Below are 16,326 nucleotides of genomic sequence, written 5' to 3' on the forward strand. Positions count from 1 at the left end.
CCGGCCGCCCCGCGATGACGCGGGGCGGCCGCAAGCCGTGCCGGTATGCACCCCCGTTATGCACCCCGGTTATGCACCCCAGGTATACACACAATGTATACACCCGGTGTACTCTCCCGATCATGTCAATCGGACACGCCCTCCTCGGCCTCCTCGAAGCCGGCCCGCGCCACGGCTACGACCTCAAGCGCGCCTTCGACGCCCGCTTCGGCCACGACCGCCCCCTGCACTACGGGCAGGTCTACTCGACCATGTCCCGCCTGCTGCGCAACGGCCTCGTCGAGGTCGACGCCGTCGAGCCGGGCGACGGCCCCGAGCGCAAGCGCTACGCCATCACCGACGCCGGCGTCACCGACGTGGAGACCTGGCTCGCCCGGCCCGAGAAGCCCGAGCCCTACCTCCAGTCCACCCTCTACACCAAGGTCGTCCTCTCCCTGCTCACCGGCCGCGACGCCACCGCCGTCCTCGACGGCCAGCGCGCCGAGCACCTGCGGCTGATGCGCGAGCTCACCCGCCGCAAGGTCGAGGGCGACCTCGCCGACCAGCTCATCTGCGACCACGCGCTGTTCCACCTGGAGGCCGACCTGCGGTGGCTGGAACTCACCGCCGCCCGCCTCCAGCAGCTCGCCACGGCGGTGCGCCCATGACGCCCGCCGGCCCCGTCCTGGCCGCCACCGGCCTGCACAAGACGTACGGGCCCACGCCCGCCCTCGCCGACGCCGGCTTATCCGTGCAGCCCGGCGAGATCGTCGCCGTCATGGGCCCCTCCGGCTCCGGCAAGTCCACGCTCCTGCACTGCCTCGCCGGCATCGTCCGGCCCGACGCCGGCTCCGTGCGCTACGGACCCCACGAGCTGACCACGATGACGGACGCCCGGCGCAGCGCGCTGCGCCGCACCGACTTCGGCTTCGTGTTCCAGTTCGGCCGGCTCGTACCCGAACTGACCTGCCTGGAGAACGTGGCACTGCCGCTGCGCCTGGGCGGCCTCCGCCGCCGGGCCGCCGAGGACCGCGCCCTGGAGTGGCTGGACCGCCTGGAGGCCGCGGACGTGCGCGGCAAGCGCCCCGGCGAGATCTCCGGCGGCCAGGGCCAGCGCGTCGCCGTGGCCCGCGCCCTGGTCACCACGCCGCGCGTGGTCTTCGCCGACGAGCCCACGGGCGCCCTGGACTCCCTCAACGGCGAACGCGTGATGGGGCTGCTGTCGCGCGCCGCCCGCGACACCCGCGCGGCCGTCGTCCTCGTCACGCACGACGCCCGCGTGGCCGCGTACTCCGACCGCGAGGTCGTCGTCCGCGACGGCCGCACCCGGGACCTGGCGGGTGTGGCATGACCGCACCCACCACGGCCTTCCGCGGCCTGGCCCTCGGCCTGCGCTTCGCCCTCACCGGCGGCCGCCCCGGCCTGCTGCGCACCACCCTCACGGCCGCGGGCACCGGCGTCGTCGTGACGCTGTTGCTCCTGCTCACCTCCGTGCCGGGCGCGGTGGACGCCCGGGAGGCCCGCGACGCCGCGCGCACCGGCCGCGGCGGCGTGTCCGCCAAGGCGCCCGGCCCGGACACCCTGCTGGTCGCCCCCGTCGAGAGCCACTACTACCGCGACCGGCAGATCAAGGGGGTGCTGCTGCGCCCCGAGGGCCCGAAGGCCCCCGTGCCGCCCGGTCTCACCCGCACGCCGGGCGCCGGCGAGATGGCGCTCTCCCCCGCCCTGCGCGACCTGCTGCGCTCCGAGCGCGGCGCGCTGCTGCGCGAGCGCCTGCCGTTCCGTGACACCGGCACCATCGGCCCCGCCGGCCTCCGGGGCCCCGGTGAACTCGTCTATTACGTGGGCGACGCCGGCCTCGCCCCGGCCGCCGGCGCCTGGCCCGGCGCCCGCCGGATCAGCGCCTTCGGCGGCGACGCCCCCCTGATGCCGCTGCCCGACGAGGTCTCGCTGATCGGCGCCCTGGGCGCGGCAGCGGTCCTGCTGCCCGCCGGGGTGCTGCTCGCCACGGCCGTACGGTTCGGCGGCGAGCGCCGCGACCGGCGCCTGGCCGCGCTGCGCCTGGTGGGCGCCGACAGCCGCATGACGCGGTGGGTGGCGGCCGGCGAGGCGCTGTCCGGCACGCTGCTGGGCCTGGCCGTCGGGGCGGCGGGCTTCCTGGCCGTCCGGCAGGGCGCGCCGGCGGTCCGCCTCCGCGGCGCCGGGGTCTTCCCGTCCGACCTGGTGCCCGGCCCCCTGGCCGTGACGCTGATCGTGCTGGGGGTGCCGCTGGCGGCCGTCGCCGTCGCGCTGTTCGCCCTGCGGGACGTGGCGATCGAGCCGCTGGGCGTGGTGCGGGGCGCGGCGCGCGGGCGGCGTCGGCTGTGGTGGCGGCTGCCGGTGCCCCTCGCGGGGCTGGCCCTGCTCGTCCCGGGCCTCAGCCACGGCAGGGTCCTGCCGCAGACGCAGCACTTGCCCTACCGGCTCTGGCTGCCGGCGGCCGGCTCGGTGCTGCTGCTCGGCGGCGTGGTCCTGCTGCTGCCGTGGGTGGTCCAGGCGTGCGTGGCGCGGCTGCGCGGCGGTGCGCCCGCCTGGCAGCTGGCCGTGCGCCGGCTCCAGCTGGACAGCGGCCCGGCGGCGCGCGCGGTCAGCGGCATCGTGGTGGCCGTGGCCGGGGCGGTGGCGGTGCAGATGCTGGTCGGTGCGGAGAGCGCCCGCGGCGTGAACACGCCGCGCTTCCCGGACGAGGTGCTGCGGGTGCACACGTACCTCCAGCCCGGTGCCGACGGCCGGCAGGTCCTGGAACGTTTCCGCACGACGCCCGGCGCCCGGTCCGTGACCGGCACCGTCGAGTTCTGGGGCGACCGGGGCGACGGGACGGGCGGCGCCATGGTGAAGGCCGGCGACTGCGAGGCGCTGCGCCGGCTGGCCCGGCTGGAATCCTGCCGCGACGGCGACGTCTTCCTCTCCTACGACCCGGCACAGCCGCGGCATGGCGGCCTCATGGCCCGGCCCGGCGACCGGCTGCGGATCCGCCGCGACGGCGGGGACCGGACCTGGACCGTGCCGGACGGCGCGCCCACGGTGACCGTCCGCCCCGACGCGTACGGGACCGGCGAGGCCGCCGTCCTGGCCACGCCCGCGGCCCTCGACGCCCGGGGCGTCACCGGAGCAGTCGTCCGGGTGGCCGTGGAGGCGGACCCGAAGGTCCCCGACGCCGTCGAGCATCTCCGCACCACGGCGGCGGCCGTCGACCCCGCCCTGCGCCTGGTCGACCCGTACGCCCCCGTCCGCGAGGACGACATGGACTACTGGCCCGTGCAGCGGGCGCTGCCCGTGGGCGCCGCCGTGGTGTTCGCCCTCGTCGCGGCCGGGCTGCTGCTGGCCACCTTCGAGCAACTGCGCGAGCGCCGGCGGACCCTGGCCACGCTCGCCGCCTTCGGTGTCCGGCCGGCCACGCTCGCCTGGTCGCTGGTGTGGCAGACGGCCGTGCCGGTGGTGCTGGGCCTGGCGCTCGCCGTCGCGGGCGGGGCGGGCCTGGGCCGGCTGCTGCTGTGGGCGCTGCGGCTGCCGGTGCGGGACTGGTTCGCGTTCGTCCCCGTCGTCGGCACCGGCCTCGTCGTGGTGACGCTGTTCACGCTGGCGGCGCTGCTCCCGCTGCGGCGGCTGTCCCGGCCGGAGGGCCTGCGCTCCGAATAGCCCCCGCGGTCAGGTGACGATCCGCACCGGCAGCTTCCGCATCGCGTCGCGCAGCGCGGCGGCGAACTCCCCGAACTCGCCCTGGCGTGCCGCTCCCGAGCGCATGGCCAGGGCGATCCGGCGGGACGGCGCCGGGTCGGCGAAGCAGCCGGTGGCCAGGCCGTCGCTGCGGCCGGTCTCCACCCTCAGGGCGGTGCGGGGCAGCAGCGTCACACCGAGGCCGCCGCCGACGAGCTGCACCAGCGTGGACAGCCCGGCCGCGCTCGTCGTCACCGGCGCGCCCTCGGTGCGGCCCGCCTCACGGCAGATGTCCAGGGCCTGGTCGCGCAGGCAGTGCCCCTCGTCGAGGAGCAGCAGGTCCAGCTCGCGCAGCGCCTGGCGGGGGATGTCGGTGCGCCCGGCCAGCCAGTGGTCGGACGGCATGACGAGGACGAAGTCCTCGTCGAACAGCGGGATCTCCGCCACGCCGGGCGCGCCCAGCGGCACGGCGAGCAGCAGCAGGTCGAGCCGGCCGTGGGTGAGGCCGTCCAGCAGCGAGGAGGTCTGCTCCTCGTGGACCTGGAGGTCCAGCTGCGGGTAGCGGTCGTGGACCAGGCGCAGCACGGTGGGCAGCAGGTAGGGCGCGACGGTGGGGATGACGCCGAGGCGCAGCACGCCGGTGAAGGGCGCGCGGGCCGCGTCGGCCTCCTCCATGAAGTCGCCGAGCGCGTCGAGGACCGCGCGGGCCCGTACGGCCAGCCGCTCCCCCGCGGCGGTGAGCAGCACCTTCCGCGTCGTACGCTCGAGGAGCTGGATGCCCAGCGACTCCTCCAGCGCCGAGACGGCCCCGGAGAGCGCCGGCTGGCTCATGCCGATGGCCGCGGCGGCGTCCCGGAAGTGCAGGTGCTCGGCGACGGCGGCGAAGGCGCGCAGCTGGGCGGGGCTGGGCTGGCGGGGCCGGGCGGCGGCCCCGGGTGCTATGGCGGACATTGATAAGCACCTCCGATCAACGCCACCCAGTCTAGCTATTTCCGCTATCAATGCCTCCTGTGGCACTGTGGTGGTCGTCCAACCCGCAGGGAACCCGTGAACCAGGGTTCTCTTTCGTGCAAGGAGAGCGCGTGCTCACTGTCGGCGACAAGTTCCCCGAGTTCGACCTGACCGCCTGCGTCTCGCTCGAGGCCGACTCGGCCTTCGCGCAGATCGACCACAAGACCCACGAGGGCAAGTGGAAGGTCGTCTTCTTCTGGCCGAAGGACTTCACCTTCGTCTGCCCGACCGAGATCGCCGCGTTCGGCCAGCTGAACGACGAGTTCGCCGACCGCGACGCCCAGATCCTCGGCGTCTCGGGCGACTCGGAGTTCGTCCACCACGCCTGGCGCAAGGACCACAAGGACCTGCGCGACCTGCCCTTCCCGATGCTGGCCGACGCCAAGCACGAGCTCATGCGCGCCTGCGGCGTGGAGGGCGAGGACGGCTACGCGCAGCGTGCGGTCTTCATCGTCGACCCGAACAACGAGATCCAGTTCGCCATGGTGACCGCCGGTTCCGTGGGCCGTAACCCCAAGGAGGTCCTGCGGGTCCTCGACGCCCTGCAGACCGACGAGCTCTGCCCCTGCAACTGGACCAAGGGCGAAGAGACCCTCGACGCCGTCAAGCTGCTCGCGGGCGAGTGAGCTGATCCTCCATGGCCCTCGATGAGCTGAAGTCCGCCGTACCGGACTACGCCAAGGACCTGAAGCTGAACCTCGGCTCGGTCATCGGCAACTCCGACCTGCCGCAGCAGCAGCTGTGGGGCACCGTCCTCGCCTGCGCGATCGCGACCCGTTCGCCGATCGTGCTGCGCGAGCTGGAGCCGGAGGCCAAGGCCAACCTCTCCCCCGAGGCGTACCAGGCCGCCAAGTCCGCCGCCGCCATCATGGCGATGAACAACGTCTACTACCGCACCCGGCACCTGCTGTCGGACCCGGAGTACGGCAACCTGCGCGCGGGCCTGCGGATGAACGTCATCGGCAACCCCGGTGTGGAGAAGGTCGACTTCGAGCTGTGGTCGCTCGCCGTCTCCGCCATCAACGGCTGCGGCATGTGCCTCGACTCGCACGAGCAGGTGCTGCGCAAGGCCGGCGTCTCCCGCGAGACGATCCAGGAGGCCTTCAAGATCGCCGCAGTGCTGCAGGCGGTCGGCGCCACCCTGGACGCCGAGGCCGTTCTCAACGGCTGACGCTCCCCCGCATCGAGGGCAGGGCCCCGTGGACACCCCCGGTCCACGGGGCCCTGCCCTGTCCGTGTGCGCGAAAAGGGTTTGCGGGCGAGGGCTCCGGCTGGATAGACGTAACCGCCGGCCCCCACCACGGGTGCCTTCACCGGAGCGTGCCTCGACCGTGCAGACGAACGACCTGACCATGCGTCCGATCACCGGACGCGACGAACTCGACCTCTTCTCCCGGCTGCCGTACGTCCTCAACGAGGAACTGGCGGACGATCTCGCCGCCGGCCGCCGGCGTCCGGAATGGATGTGGATCGCCCTCCGGGGTGACCGCCTGCTCGCCAGGGCGGCCTGGTGGAGCCGGCCGGCCGACGACGCACCGCTCATCCTGGACATCCTCGACATCGAGGACAGCACCGCGGGCCCCGATCGCGTGGACATCGGCGCGCGACTTCTGCACACCGCGATGGCCGCGACCCTGCCGAACGGATCGCGGCCCCCGGACTACAGCCGTTTCGTCCCGCCGGACTGGCGTGAGAACGCGGTGACGAGACAAGCCGTCGAAGACCGCATGACGGTGCTCGAACGGACCGGCGCCCGGCTCTTCGTCGAACGACTGCGCCTGGAATGGCGCCCGGGATCGCCGGTTCCCGAGCCCGACGGGCGCCTCGCCTTCCGGCCCGTCCGCGATCGCGAGGAACTCGTGGCTCTGATGTCCTCGGCTCTGGACGGGACCTTGGACGCACACAGCCGTGACGACCTGACCCGGATGCCGGAACACGAAGCGGCCGTCCGGCACTACGAGGACGAGCTGGCCCGCTACACCAGCCCGCGGGACTGGTGGCGCATCGCGACACTGCCCGGTGGAGAGCCCGTGGGGTTCGTCGTCCCGGCCCGCAACGACTACAACGCGATCATCGCCTACATCGCGGTCCTGCCCTCGCACCGCGGCAACGGCTACATCGACGCCATCCTCGCCGAGGGCACCCGGATCCTCGCCGGGCAGCACGTCCCCCGTATCCGCGCGTCCACGGACCTCGGCAACGTCCCGATGGCGAACGCCTTCCGTCGCGCCGGATACATCAATTTCGAGCGTGAGATCAACATGACCTGGAGCTGATCGAGTACGGGGTGGGGGCTCCGCAAACGGTGCCCCCGCCCTCACTCCTTCGGGGGCTCGATGCCGTGCACCGCGGCCACTTCCTCCGGGGTGACGGCCAGCACCGCGCGGGCCGCCGTGTCCCGGGAGTACGCCCGCAGGTAGCCGACGACCGTGTTGGTGACCGCCACCAGCGGCACCGCCACCACTGCGCCGCCGATGCCGGCGATCATCGAGCCGGCCGCCACCGACAGCACCACCGCCAGCGGGTGCACCCGCACCGCGCGGCCCAGGATGAACGGCTGCAGGACGTGGCCCTCGATCTGCTGCACGGCCAGCACCACCGCGAGCACCATCGCCGCCGTGAACACGTCCCGCGTCACCAGCGCCACCACGACCGCCAGCGCGCCGGAGACCACCGCGCCGACCAGCGGGACGAAGGCGAACAGGAAGATGAACACGGCCAGCGGCACTGCCATCGGCACGTTCAGGAAGAACAGCCCGATGCCGATGAAGATCGCGTCGATCAGGGCCACTATCACCGTGCCCCGCACATAGGCCGTCAGCGTCGTCCAGGCCCGCGGGCCCGCCCCGGCCACGCCCTCGCGCGCCCCGCCCGGCACCAGCTTCAGCAGCCACTGCCAGATCCGCGGGCCGTCGTACAGCAGGAAGAGCGTGCTGAACATCGCCAGCAGGATGCCCGTCAGCACCTCGATGATCACCTGCACGCCCTCTATGCCGGCGGAGGTGATGTCCTTCGTATTGGTGCCGATCGCCTCGCTCAGCTTGTCGGCGATGTTGTTGATCTGGTCCTGCGTGACGTGGAACGGGCTGTTGAGCAGCCACCGTTTGAGCTCGGTGATGCCGTGCTGGACCTGCTTGGACAGGTCGTCGAGGTTCTCCGTGACCTGCCAGACCACGAACCAGCCGACCAGCCCCATGACGACGAAGCCCAGGATGAACGTCATCGCCGTGGCCAGCCCGCGCGGCACGCCGTGCCGCTTGAGCCAGGCGACGGACGGCTGGAGGAGCGCCGTGATGAGCAGCCCGGCCACGAAGGCCAGCACCACCAGCCGGACGGCACTGATCACCCGCATCAGCACCCACAGGGTGCCCGCCAGCACCAGCAGCCGCCAGCCGACCTCGGCGGCGACACGTACGCCCCAGGGCACGGCGTCGACCGGGTCGGGGCGGGCGGCCACGGCGGGCGCGTACGTGGGCGGCGGCGGCACGTGGCCGGGCTCGGCCGCCTCGTCGGCGGCGTGCGCGGCCGGCGTGACGGCGGACGGCGCGGGCGGTGACGGGGGTACGGGCGACGGGGGAGGCGTGGCGGCGGCCGGGCCCGGCGCCGGCTCGGTGCCGGCCTCCCGGGCGCGCTCGGCCGCGCGCTCCTCGAGCCGCCGGGCGATCCGGGTCAGACCCGACCCCAGCCCGCCGACCCACTGTGGCAATCTGGACATTCCTCTTCCTCTTCCCCATCCCCCGCGTGCGGCCGTGGCCGTCCGCACCACCGCTCCGACGTTACCTGCCCCTGGACGCGCCGAAGCCCCCGGCCGGTTGAGGCCGGGGGCTTCCATGCTCGGGGGGTACGGCCGGGCGGCCTAGTACCACTGGTTGGCCTGCCAGAACGACCAGGCGCCGCAGGGGCTGCCGTAGCGCTCGTTCATGTAGCTCAGGCCCCACTTGATCTGGGTGGCGGGGTTGGTCCGCCAGTCGGCGCCGGCCGAGGACATCTTGGTGCCGGGCAGGGCCTGCACCAGGCCGTAGGCGCCGGAGGAGGCGTTGGTGGCGGTGTAGTCCCAGCTGCTCTCGTTGTTCACGATGTTGCTGAAGCACTGGAACTGGTCCGAGGGGACCATCTGGCGGGCCATCGCCTGGACCTCGGCCACGGAGTAGGAGCCCTTGACCGCGAAGCTGGACGCGTCACGCGTGGCCGAGCGGCTGGTGACGTCCTCCTTGTCGCGCTCCTTGGCCTTCTCCTCGGCCTCCTTCTTCTTGGCGGCCTCGGCGTCCGCGGCTTCCTTCTTGTCCGCGGCGTCCTGGGCGGCCTGCTTGCGAGCGGCCTCTTCGGCGTCCTTCTTGACCGCGGTGTCCGCGGCCGTGGTCTGCGCGTCGGCCTGCTGCGCCAGGGAAGCAGTCTGGAGCTGGGCGTTGTGCCCGGCGGGTATGTCCGCGAGGAGCGTCGTACTGGCCGCGGTGGCCTCGATGCCCTCGTTCGCACCCTGGCCGTTGCCTGCGGCGACGCCCACGACGGCGCCCACGGTGGTGACCGCGGTGGCGGATGCCACGGCGAACCCCCGGACCGAGATCCGGCTCACACACTTTCCTTCCCGCATCGCCCGCGTGAGTGACCTCGCGGACGCAATCGTGCCCCTGGCACCGGCCTTCGCTGTACCGGAGCCGCACAAGCGGTCCGGCCGGTCACGGAAGGCGCTGACCCGGTGGGCCCTCCGCAGAGGTCCGCATGAAGCTGGGCGGCGTACGGCGTCGCTGCGTTGCCGTACGCGGGGCCTGACAGGAACCAGACTCTGCCTGAACGCTTCGCTCCGAAGCAATTCCCGGGCACGTGTCAAACCTCACACGCCGTTTACTGCTGCGGATTCGCGGAAGGTGGCGCGGAGGACTCCGGCGCACGGCTAAGCTCTTACGCTTTTGCCGTGCGCCGGTTCACCGCGGGGCGGCGCGGGGTCGCGCGGGGCCGCGCCGGGCCGCCGCGCGGGGCGTCAAATCCGGCCGTCCTCCAGCATTTCGGTCACCAGTGCCGCAATCGGCGACCGTTCCGAACGCGTCAGCGTGACGTGCGAGAAGAGCGGATGGCCCTTGAGCTTCTCCACCACCGCCACCACACCGTCGTACCGGCCCACGCGCAGGTTGTCGCGTTGCGCCACGTCATGCGTGAGCACCACGCGGGAGTTGGCCCCGATCCGCGACAGAACGGTCAGCAGAACGTTTCGCTCCAGCGACTGCGCCTCGTCGACGATGACGAAGGCGTCGTGCAGCGACCGGCCCCGGATGTGGGTGAGCGGCAGGACCTCCAGCATCCCGCGCTCCACCACCTCCTCGATGACCTCGGCCGTCGTCACGGCCCCGAGGGTGTCGAAGACGGCCTGGGCCCACGGGCTCATCTTCTCGGCCTCGCTGCCCGGCAGGTAGCCCAACTCCTGGCCGCCCACCGCGTACAGCGGACGGAACACCATCACCTTGCGGTGCTGCCGTCGCTCCAGTACCGCCTCCAGGCCCGCGCACAGCGCGAGCGCCGACTTGCCCGTACCGGCCCGGCCGCCCAGCGAGACGATGCCGACCTCGGGGTCCAGCAGCAGGTCCAGCGCCACCCGCTGTTCGGCGCTGCGCCCGTGGATGCCGAACGCCTCGCGGTCGCCGCGCACCAGCCGCACCGAGCCGTCGGCCGCGACCCGGCCCAGCGCCTTGCCGCGCTCCGAGAGGAGGACGAGGCCGGTGTGCACCGGCAGTTCGGCCGCCTCCGGCACGTCGATGCGCTCGGTGGCGAAGAGTTCGTCCACCTGGCCGGCGGTGACGGTCAGCTCCGCCATCCCGGTCCAGCCCGAGTCGGTGATGGCCAGCTCGGCGCGGTACTCCTCGGCCAGCAGCCCGACCGCGGACGCCTTGATCCGCAGCGGCAGGTCCTTGGAGACGACCGTGACGTCGTACCCCTCGGCCTGGAGGTTGCGGGCGACGGCGAGGATGCGCGAGTCGTTGTCGCCGAGGCGGAAGCCGGCGGGCAGTATGCCCGGGTCCGAGTGGTTGAGCTCGACCCGGAGGCTGCCGCCCAGCTCACCGACCGGTACCGGCGCGTCCAGCCGGCCGTGCCGCACCCGGTAGTCGTCCAGCAGGCGCAGGGCCTTGCGGGCGAAGTACCCGAGCTCGGGGTGGTGCCGCTTGGACTCCAACTCCGTGACCACGACGACGGGGAGCACGACCTCGTGCTCCTCGAAGCGGGCCATGGAGCCGGGATCGGCCAGCAGGACGCTGGTGTCGAGGACAAACGTGCGCCGGTCGCTGTCACGGCGCTTCGTGCTGGTCACCACGGGTGGACGAACCCCCTCGTGCAGAGGAAAGAGCGCGCCGCGGCCACCGCGGGGCGCGGTGGGGCGCCTCGTGGGGAGCGGCGTCGCGGGAACGGGCCGGGTGTGCGGGCCCTGCCAGGGCGGCCGGTCGTCCGGCTCGCCGTGCGGCTCCCGTGCGGGCGCCGGGCCCGCTCGGTCCGCACGGTCGTCGTCCTGGTGCAAGGGGCCTCCCGGGCGGGCGGCCCCATGCCGCCCGCTGGCAGAGCGACGGTCTGCCGTACCGACCGCCGGCCTGGAGGGGATATTCCCGTCCGGCCGCTTGACCATGCAACGGCATATGCGAAGCGCAGGTGAACGGCTGCGACGCCGGGGAGTTCGGCCCCGTGGCGGGGCGGTGCGCGGTGGGCGCGGTGGCGCGCGGCGTACGGGGGGTCAGGTCCCGTAGCGGCGGTGGCGGGCGGCGTAGTCGCGCAGCGCCCGCAGGAAGTCGACCTTGCGGAAGGCCGGCCAGAAGACCTCGCAGAAGTAGTACTCGGAGTGCGCGCTCTGCCAGAGCATGAAACCGGAGAGGCGCTGCTCGCCGCTGGTGCGGATGATGAGGTCGGGGTCGGGCTGGCCCTTGGTGTAGAGGTGCTTGGTGATGGCGTCGATGTCGATGGTCTCGGCCAGTTCCTCGCAGGAGACGCCGTTGTCCGCGGCCTCCAGGACGAGCGAGCGGACCGCGTCGGCGATCTCCTGCCGCCCGCCGTAGCCCACGGCGACGTTGACCAGTATGCCCTTGACACCCAGGGTGTCCTGTTCGGCCTCCTTGAGCACGGTCTGGGTGTGCGCGGGCAGGAGGTCGAGGTTGCCGACGTGGTGCACGCGCCAGCGGCCGTCGGCGGCCAGGCCGCGCACCGTGTTCTCGATGATCGCGAGGAGGGGGTCGAGCTGCTCGGCCGGGCGGTCGAGGTTGTCGGTGGAGAGCATCCAGAGGGTGACGACCTCGACGTCGGTCTCGGCGCACCACGTGAGCAGCTCGAAGATCTTGTCGGCCCCGGCCTGGTGACCCTGCTCGGTGGTGAGCCCGTCGGCCCGCGCCCAGCGGCGGTTGCCGTCGAGGATGACACCGATGTGCCCCGGCACCTGGGCGTGGTCGAGGCGGCCTTCCACCCGGCGTGCGTAGAGCCTGTACACCAGGTCGCGCAACTTCACTCTTTCTGCCCCTCCATGCCACGGCGGTCGCCCCCGAAGGCGCCACACTACTGCCAGCCTGTCGCGAGCCCAACTCGGCCTGTCACAGGACCGTGATAGTCAGATGCGCATGGCTGAACCTTCGCTTCCCTCGCTCTACCGCGCGGCCGGGACGCGGTACGACTCCATGGTGTACCGGCGCTCGGGCCGCAGCGGGCTGAAGCTGCCTGCCGTCTCCCTCGGACTGTGGCACAACTTCGGGGACGACCGCACCCTCGAGTCCCAGCGTGCCATCCTGCGGCGCGCCTTCGACCTGGGCGTCACCCATTTCGACCTGGCCAACAACTACGGGCCGCCGCCGGGCTCCGCGGAGGTGAACTTCGGCAGGCTGTTCGCCCAGGACTTCCGCCCGTACCGGGACGAGCTGGTGCTCTCCACCAAGGCGGGCTACCTGATGCACCCGGGGCCGTACGGCGAGTGGGGCTCCCGGAAGTACCTGCTGTCGTCGCTGGACGCCTCGTTGCGCCGGATGGGTGTCGATTACGTCGACATCTTCTATTCGCACCGCTTCGACCCGCACACCCCGCTGGAGGAGACGATGGGCGCGCTGGCGTCCGCGGTCCAGCAGGGCAAGGCGCTGTACGTGGGCGTGTCGTCGTACGGCGCGGAGCAGACCCGGGAGGCGGCGCGGCTGCTGCGCGAGATGGGTGTGCGGCCGCTGATCCACCAGCCCTCGTACTCCATGATCAACCGCTGGACGGAGGACGACGCGCTGCTGGACGCGCTGGAGGAGGAGGGCATGGGCTGCATCGCCTTCGCCCCGCTCGCCCAGGGCCTGCTCACGGACAAGTACCTGGCGGGCATCCCGGAGGGCTCACGGGCCGCGCAGGGCAAGTCGCTGGACCCGGCGCTGCTGACCGAGGACGTGGTGCGGCGGCTGCGCGGGCTGAACGCGATCGCGGAGCGCCGGGGCCAGTCGCTGGCGCAGCTGGCGCTGACGTGGGTGCTGCGGGACGAGCGGATGACGTCCGCGCTGATCGGGGCGTCGAGCGTGGCGCAGCTGGAGGCCAATGTGGCGGCGGTGGGGGCGGCACCGCTGTCGAAGGAGGAGCTGGCCGAAATCGATGCCTTCGCGGTGAGTACCGAGGGGGTCAATATCTGGGCACGCCGGAACGATTCCTAGATCGTTCGAAGAAATCTCTTGATCAATTCCGGTCGGGTTCGTCCCGGCCGGGCTCAGAACCCCGCTCAAGACCGGGCTCAAGAGAAGATCCGGTCGCCGGAAGCCACGCTTCGGCACGGACTCCGGCACACAGCGTGACGAAGGCGAAAGAAAACGGGCCGGTCCGTGGGGGGGATACGGACCGGCCCGAGGGGGGGTTTCCACCATAACCGGTCCGGGGCCGTGCTTCGTGCACCGACGGGGGTGACAATCCGTGGCGCGCTGACCCGGACCCCCTTAGTCGATCTTGAACGGCGAGGCCGGCACGGTGCTTTGCGACCCCCCGGAACCCGCCGGACGCTGGGCCAATGGCGGGAAACCGGCCATCCGCCACCACGCCGAATCCGGCTCGGCGCGTCTTTCGAAAAAGTCCGGCAAAGTCGTCATCGGCGCGGCGTGATTCCGGGACGACGTCATTGACGTCACACCGGACGTCACACGAACGGACGCGCCGGCCTCCGCCGGACCGGCGTGGCGCGCCCGCGGCGCGTCCCCCGTCACGCGGTCCAGTACTCCCCTCTCCGGGCGCCCACGAGCAGACCGAGCCACGCACCGACGATCATGAACGGGCCGAGGGCCATCACCGCGCCGCGGCCCGCGCGCCGCGTCACCAGCAGCGCCACCCCGTACAGCGAGCCCAGCAGCAGCCCCGCCAGGGCGCCCAGCGCCAGCACCCCCCAGCCGTACCAGCCCAGGGCGCAGCCCAGCGCCACGGCGAGCTTCACGTCGCCCAGGCCCATCCCGGCGGGCCGCAGCAGGAACAGCAGGAAGTAGCCCCCCGCCAGCACGGCCCCGCCCAGCAGCGCCCGGGGCCACGACCCGGCCTCGCCGGGTATGAGCGCGGCCACCCCCAGGAGGCCCGCCACCCCGGCCGCCAGCGGCAGCGTCAGCACGTCCGGAAGGCGCCGCACCGACCAGTCGACCCCCGCCAGCACCACGCCGACGGGCGCCGCCAGCAGCCACACGCCCAGCTCCGGCCGCGCCCCGGCCGCTGCGGCCAGCGCGGCGCACGCCAGCGCCGTGACCACGGCCGGCCGCAGCGCACCCGAGCCGTACCGCCTCCCGCACGCGGCGCACCGGGCGGCCCCCACCCAGCCCTGCACCGGATGCCTGCACGGCCCCGCGGTCCGCCACGCCTCCCCCGGCTCCACCGACAGCCGGTACCACGCCTGCGGCACCAACGCGCCCGCCAGCGCCCCGTACAGAGCGGATACGACGATCAACAGCGAGTACATGATGCGAGGTTACGCACGAATACCGGCCTCCGCCCGAGCCTGTGGATAAAGTGCGGCATGCACAAGTGGAAGGACTCCACCGCCCAACTCCTCGTGCCCGGCGGCCCCGTGGTCCCCCTGGAGATCGCCGCCTCGTTCCGCGCCCGCACGCGCGGCCTGCTCGGCCGCGACGGCCTCACCGGCGCCCTCCTCCTCACCCCCGCCTCCGGCGTCCACACCTTCCGGATGCGCTTCCCCCTCGACGTCGCCCACCTGGACCGCGACCTGCACATCCTGGCCGTGCACACCATGCCCCCCGGCCGCCTGGGCCGGCCCCGCCTCCGCACCCGCCACGTCCTGGAGGCCGAAGCGGGCGCCATGACGGCGTGGGGCCTGCGCCCCGGGCTGCGGCTCGCCGTCCGCCCCTCGCCGCCGGACCCGGCGTGAGGCCGCCGCGCCCGGGGTGAGGGCCACCGCGCCCGGCCTCACCCCGCGCGCCTCCGGCGCGCCAGCATCCACGCCCCCAGGCCCACCAGCAGCGCCGACCCCGTCCCGACGCCCGCGTAACCGATCACGAGCAGCCGCACGTCCGGCGTCCGGCCCGGCTCCGGCCGCGCCGAGCCCCCGGCCCCCGGGCCCGGCCGGCTGCCGCCCAGCGCCGGGGCCTCCGCCGGGCGGGCTTCCGCCACCGCCACCTTCAGCGTCACCGGCACACCGCCCGCGGGCCGCGCCTTCGGGCTCAGGCTGACCTGGAGGAAGTACCAGCCCGGCAGGGCCATGCCGCGGACCGCGTCGGCCGCGCCCCCGCCCGCGTACGCCGCCGGGGGCGTGGCCAGCGACACCGCCGCACGGCCACTCTGGTAGCCGGCGGTCCGGTTCATCACGAAGCCCCGCGCGGCGTTGCTCAGCCCCAGCCGCGCCCCGCCCACCACGTACGGCACCGGACCGCCCGCCCCGCCGAACTGCGCGTCCGCGAACAGCTGCCGGCCCTGCGCGACGTTCACCCGGTAGAAACGCGTCTCGCCGGGCCGGAGTTCGTCCTTCCACACCCCGTCCCGCACTTCGGGCGCGTCGTTGAAGCCCGTGCCGCCCTCGACCTCGGTGGCCTCCGCCGCCTCGCCGCCCCCCGCCGCGTCCGCCGGGGCCTGCGAGCTCCAGCCGCCCGTCACCGCGCCCCCGCCGGCCGTCACCGGGTCGCGCGGCGGCTCGGCCACGTACGCCAGCTCCACCGGCACCGGCGCCGCGTCGCCCCCGGCCGCCTCGCCGCGCTCCACCACGAAGCGGTACGTGCCCGCGCCCGCACACGGCCCGCCCGCGCGCACGACGCGCTCCGCGTAGTCCGCCAGCGGGTACGCGCCCCCGACGGACAGGAACGTCCGGTGCCGCCCCGGGCCGCACCGCGTACCGTCCTCCGCCCGCAACGACACCTCGATGCCGTCGCGCAACCCCGGCGCACTGCCCGGCGCGGGCGCCGCCACCGCCGAGACGTACGCGCTGGACCGCCCGTCCAGCTCCACCGTGTAGAACTTCCGCTCCCCCGGCGCCAGCGTGTCGGTGTACGGGCCGCCGCCCGGTGCCAGCCGCGGGCCGTCGTCACTGCTCGCCGCACCCCGCACCGCGACCGCTCCCGGTGCCGTCCGGTACGCCGGCGGGCCCTCCGGCCGGTCCGGCCCCGCGGCCACCGCTCCCGGCGCCCCGGCCAGCATTCCCAGCGTCACGCCCGCGCCGACGAGCCGCCCGCCCCTCATGCC

At 73.5% G+C, this 16,326-nt stretch carries 15 protein-coding genes; 8 read left to right on the forward strand and 7 right to left on the reverse strand.

Annotated elements, in window-relative coordinates; all coding sequences use genetic code 11:
- Positions 1 to 122: 122 nt before the first annotated feature.
- From IE305_RS23750 to IE305_RS23760, 3 genes are read left to right on the forward strand one after another with little or no spacing between them, the layout of a single operon-like run.
- Positions 123 to 647, forward strand: coding sequence for a PadR family transcriptional regulator (locus IE305_RS23750; protein ID WP_190131755.1), 525 nt, complete (start codon positions 123 to 125; stop codon positions 645 to 647).
- Complete coding sequence (locus tag IE305_RS23755; protein ID WP_190131756.1) at positions 644 to 1,330, forward strand: ABC transporter ATP-binding protein; 687 nt, start codon at positions 644 to 646, stop codon at positions 1,328 to 1,330. The genes IE305_RS23750 and IE305_RS23755 overlap by 4 nt, the downstream gene beginning before the upstream one ends.
- Complete coding sequence (locus IE305_RS23760; RefSeq protein ID WP_190131757.1) at positions 1,327 to 3,657, forward strand: FtsX-like permease family protein; 2,331 nt, start codon at positions 1,327 to 1,329, stop codon at positions 3,655 to 3,657. The genes IE305_RS23755 and IE305_RS23760 overlap by 4 nt, the downstream gene beginning before the upstream one ends.
- Before the next feature lie 9 nt (positions 3,658 to 3,666).
- Here IE305_RS23760 and IE305_RS23765 read toward each other — a convergent pair whose 3' ends face one another.
- Positions 3,667 to 4,626, reverse strand: a complete 960-nt coding sequence (locus IE305_RS23765; protein ID WP_190131758.1) for a LysR substrate-binding domain-containing protein — start codon at positions 4,624 to 4,626, stop codon at positions 3,667 to 3,669.
- Positions 4,627 to 4,757: 131 nt separating this feature from the next.
- Between IE305_RS23765 and IE305_RS23770 the strand changes: the two genes are divergently transcribed.
- From IE305_RS23770 to IE305_RS23780, 3 genes are all read left to right on the forward strand, one after another.
- Positions 4,758 to 5,312, forward strand: a complete 555-nt coding sequence (locus tag IE305_RS23770; RefSeq protein WP_190131759.1) for a peroxiredoxin — start codon at positions 4,758 to 4,760, stop codon at positions 5,310 to 5,312.
- Between the two features lie 11 nt (positions 5,313 to 5,323).
- The gene (locus tag IE305_RS23775) at positions 5,324 to 5,857 is read left to right on the forward strand and encodes an alkyl hydroperoxide reductase (protein WP_190131760.1); all 534 of its coding nucleotides are present in this window, start codon (positions 5,324 to 5,326) and stop codon (positions 5,855 to 5,857) included.
- A gap of 181 nt (positions 5,858 to 6,038) precedes the next feature.
- Positions 6,039 to 6,962 carry a GNAT family N-acetyltransferase gene (locus tag IE305_RS23780; protein ID WP_190131761.1) on the forward strand — a complete coding sequence of 308 codons (924 nt, stop codon included), beginning with the start codon at positions 6,039 to 6,041 and terminating at the stop codon, positions 6,960 to 6,962.
- 41 nt (positions 6,963 to 7,003) lie between these two features.
- Here the strand turns inward: IE305_RS23780 and IE305_RS23785 are convergent, their stop codons facing one another.
- From IE305_RS23785 to IE305_RS23800, 4 genes are all read right to left on the reverse strand, one after another.
- On the reverse strand, positions 7,004 to 8,401 hold the full coding sequence (locus IE305_RS23785; RefSeq protein ID WP_190131762.1) for an AI-2E family transporter: 1,398 nt from the start codon (positions 8,399 to 8,401) through the stop codon (positions 7,004 to 7,006).
- Positions 8,402 to 8,542: 141 nt separating this feature from the next.
- The gene (locus IE305_RS23790) at positions 8,543 to 9,259 is read right to left on the reverse strand and encodes an aggregation-promoting factor C-terminal-like domain-containing protein (protein WP_444546171.1); all 717 of its coding nucleotides are present in this window, start codon (positions 9,257 to 9,259) and stop codon (positions 8,543 to 8,545) included.
- Positions 9,260 to 9,664: 405 nt separating this feature from the next.
- Positions 9,665 to 10,987, reverse strand: coding sequence for an RNA 5'-3' helicase PhoH2 (gene phoH2 / locus IE305_RS23795; RefSeq protein WP_190131764.1), 1,323 nt, complete (start codon positions 10,985 to 10,987; stop codon positions 9,665 to 9,667).
- A gap of 411 nt (positions 10,988 to 11,398) precedes the next feature.
- Positions 11,399 to 12,160 carry an isoprenyl transferase gene (locus IE305_RS23800; RefSeq protein WP_190131765.1) on the reverse strand — a complete coding sequence of 254 codons (762 nt, stop codon included), beginning with the start codon at positions 12,158 to 12,160 and terminating at the stop codon, positions 11,399 to 11,401.
- A 109-nt stretch (positions 12,161 to 12,269) separates the two neighbouring features.
- On the opposite strand from IE305_RS23800, the gene mgrA reads away from it, so the two are divergent.
- Positions 12,270 to 13,322, forward strand: coding sequence for an L-glyceraldehyde 3-phosphate reductase (mgrA, locus tag IE305_RS23805; RefSeq protein ID WP_190131766.1), 1,053 nt, complete (start codon positions 12,270 to 12,272; stop codon positions 13,320 to 13,322).
- Between the two features lie 536 nt (positions 13,323 to 13,858).
- Here mgrA and IE305_RS23810 read toward each other — a convergent pair.
- The gene (locus IE305_RS23810; protein WP_190131767.1) at positions 13,859 to 14,596 is read right to left on the reverse strand and encodes a prepilin peptidase; all 738 of its coding nucleotides are present in this window, start codon (positions 14,594 to 14,596) and stop codon (positions 13,859 to 13,861) included.
- A gap of 57 nt (positions 14,597 to 14,653) precedes the next feature.
- Between IE305_RS23810 and IE305_RS23815 the strand changes: the two genes are divergently transcribed.
- On the forward strand, positions 14,654 to 15,022 hold the full coding sequence (locus tag IE305_RS23815) for a DUF192 domain-containing protein (RefSeq protein ID WP_190131768.1): 369 nt from the start codon (positions 14,654 to 14,656) through the stop codon (positions 15,020 to 15,022).
- A gap of 38 nt (positions 15,023 to 15,060) precedes the next feature.
- Here IE305_RS23815 and IE305_RS23820 read toward each other — a convergent pair whose 3' ends face one another.
- Entirely contained in the window at positions 15,061 to 16,323 is a 1,263-nt protein-coding gene (locus IE305_RS23820; protein ID WP_190131769.1) for a hypothetical protein, read from the reverse strand.
- Positions 16,324 to 16,326: the final 3 nt, after the last annotated feature.

The organism is Streptomyces mashuensis, assembly GCF_014654785.1.
GTDB lineage: Bacteria > Actinomycetota > Actinomycetes > Streptomycetales > Streptomycetaceae > Streptomyces > Streptomyces mashuensis.

Bases quoted from the DNA above. Each gene is read 5' to 3' on its own strand.
- mgrA (WP_190131766.1), top strand. From the start codon at position 12,270: ATGGCTGAACCTTCGCTTCCCTCGCTCTACCGCGCGGCCGGGACGCGG.
- IE305_RS23750 (WP_190131755.1), top strand. From the start codon at position 123: ATGTCAATCGGACACGCCCTCCTCGGCCTCCTCGAAGCCGGCCCGCGC.
- IE305_RS23775 (WP_190131760.1), top strand. From the start codon at position 5,324: ATGGCCCTCGATGAGCTGAAGTCCGCCGTACCGGACTACGCCAAGGAC.
- IE305_RS23760 (WP_190131757.1), top strand. From the start codon at position 1,327: ATGACCGCACCCACCACGGCCTTCCGCGGCCTGGCCCTCGGCCTGCGC.
- IE305_RS23780 (WP_190131761.1), top strand. From the start codon at position 6,039: ATGCGTCCGATCACCGGACGCGACGAACTCGACCTCTTCTCCCGGCTG.
- IE305_RS23765 (WP_190131758.1), bottom strand. From the start codon at position 4,626: ATGTCCGCCATAGCACCCGGGGCCGCCGCCCGGCCCCGCCAGCCCAGC.
- IE305_RS23820 (WP_190131769.1), bottom strand. From the start codon at position 16,323: ATGAGGGGCGGGCGGCTCGTCGGCGCGGGCGTGACGCTGGGAATGCTG.
- IE305_RS23815 (WP_190131768.1), top strand. From the start codon at position 14,654: ATGCACAAGTGGAAGGACTCCACCGCCCAACTCCTCGTGCCCGGCGGC.
- IE305_RS23755 (WP_190131756.1), top strand. From the start codon at position 644: ATGACGCCCGCCGGCCCCGTCCTGGCCGCCACCGGCCTGCACAAGACG.
- IE305_RS23785 (WP_190131762.1), bottom strand. From the start codon at position 8,401: ATGTCCAGATTGCCACAGTGGGTCGGCGGGCTGGGGTCGGGTCTGACC.
- IE305_RS23810 (WP_190131767.1), bottom strand. From the start codon at position 14,596: ATGTACTCGCTGTTGATCGTCGTATCCGCTCTGTACGGGGCGCTGGCG.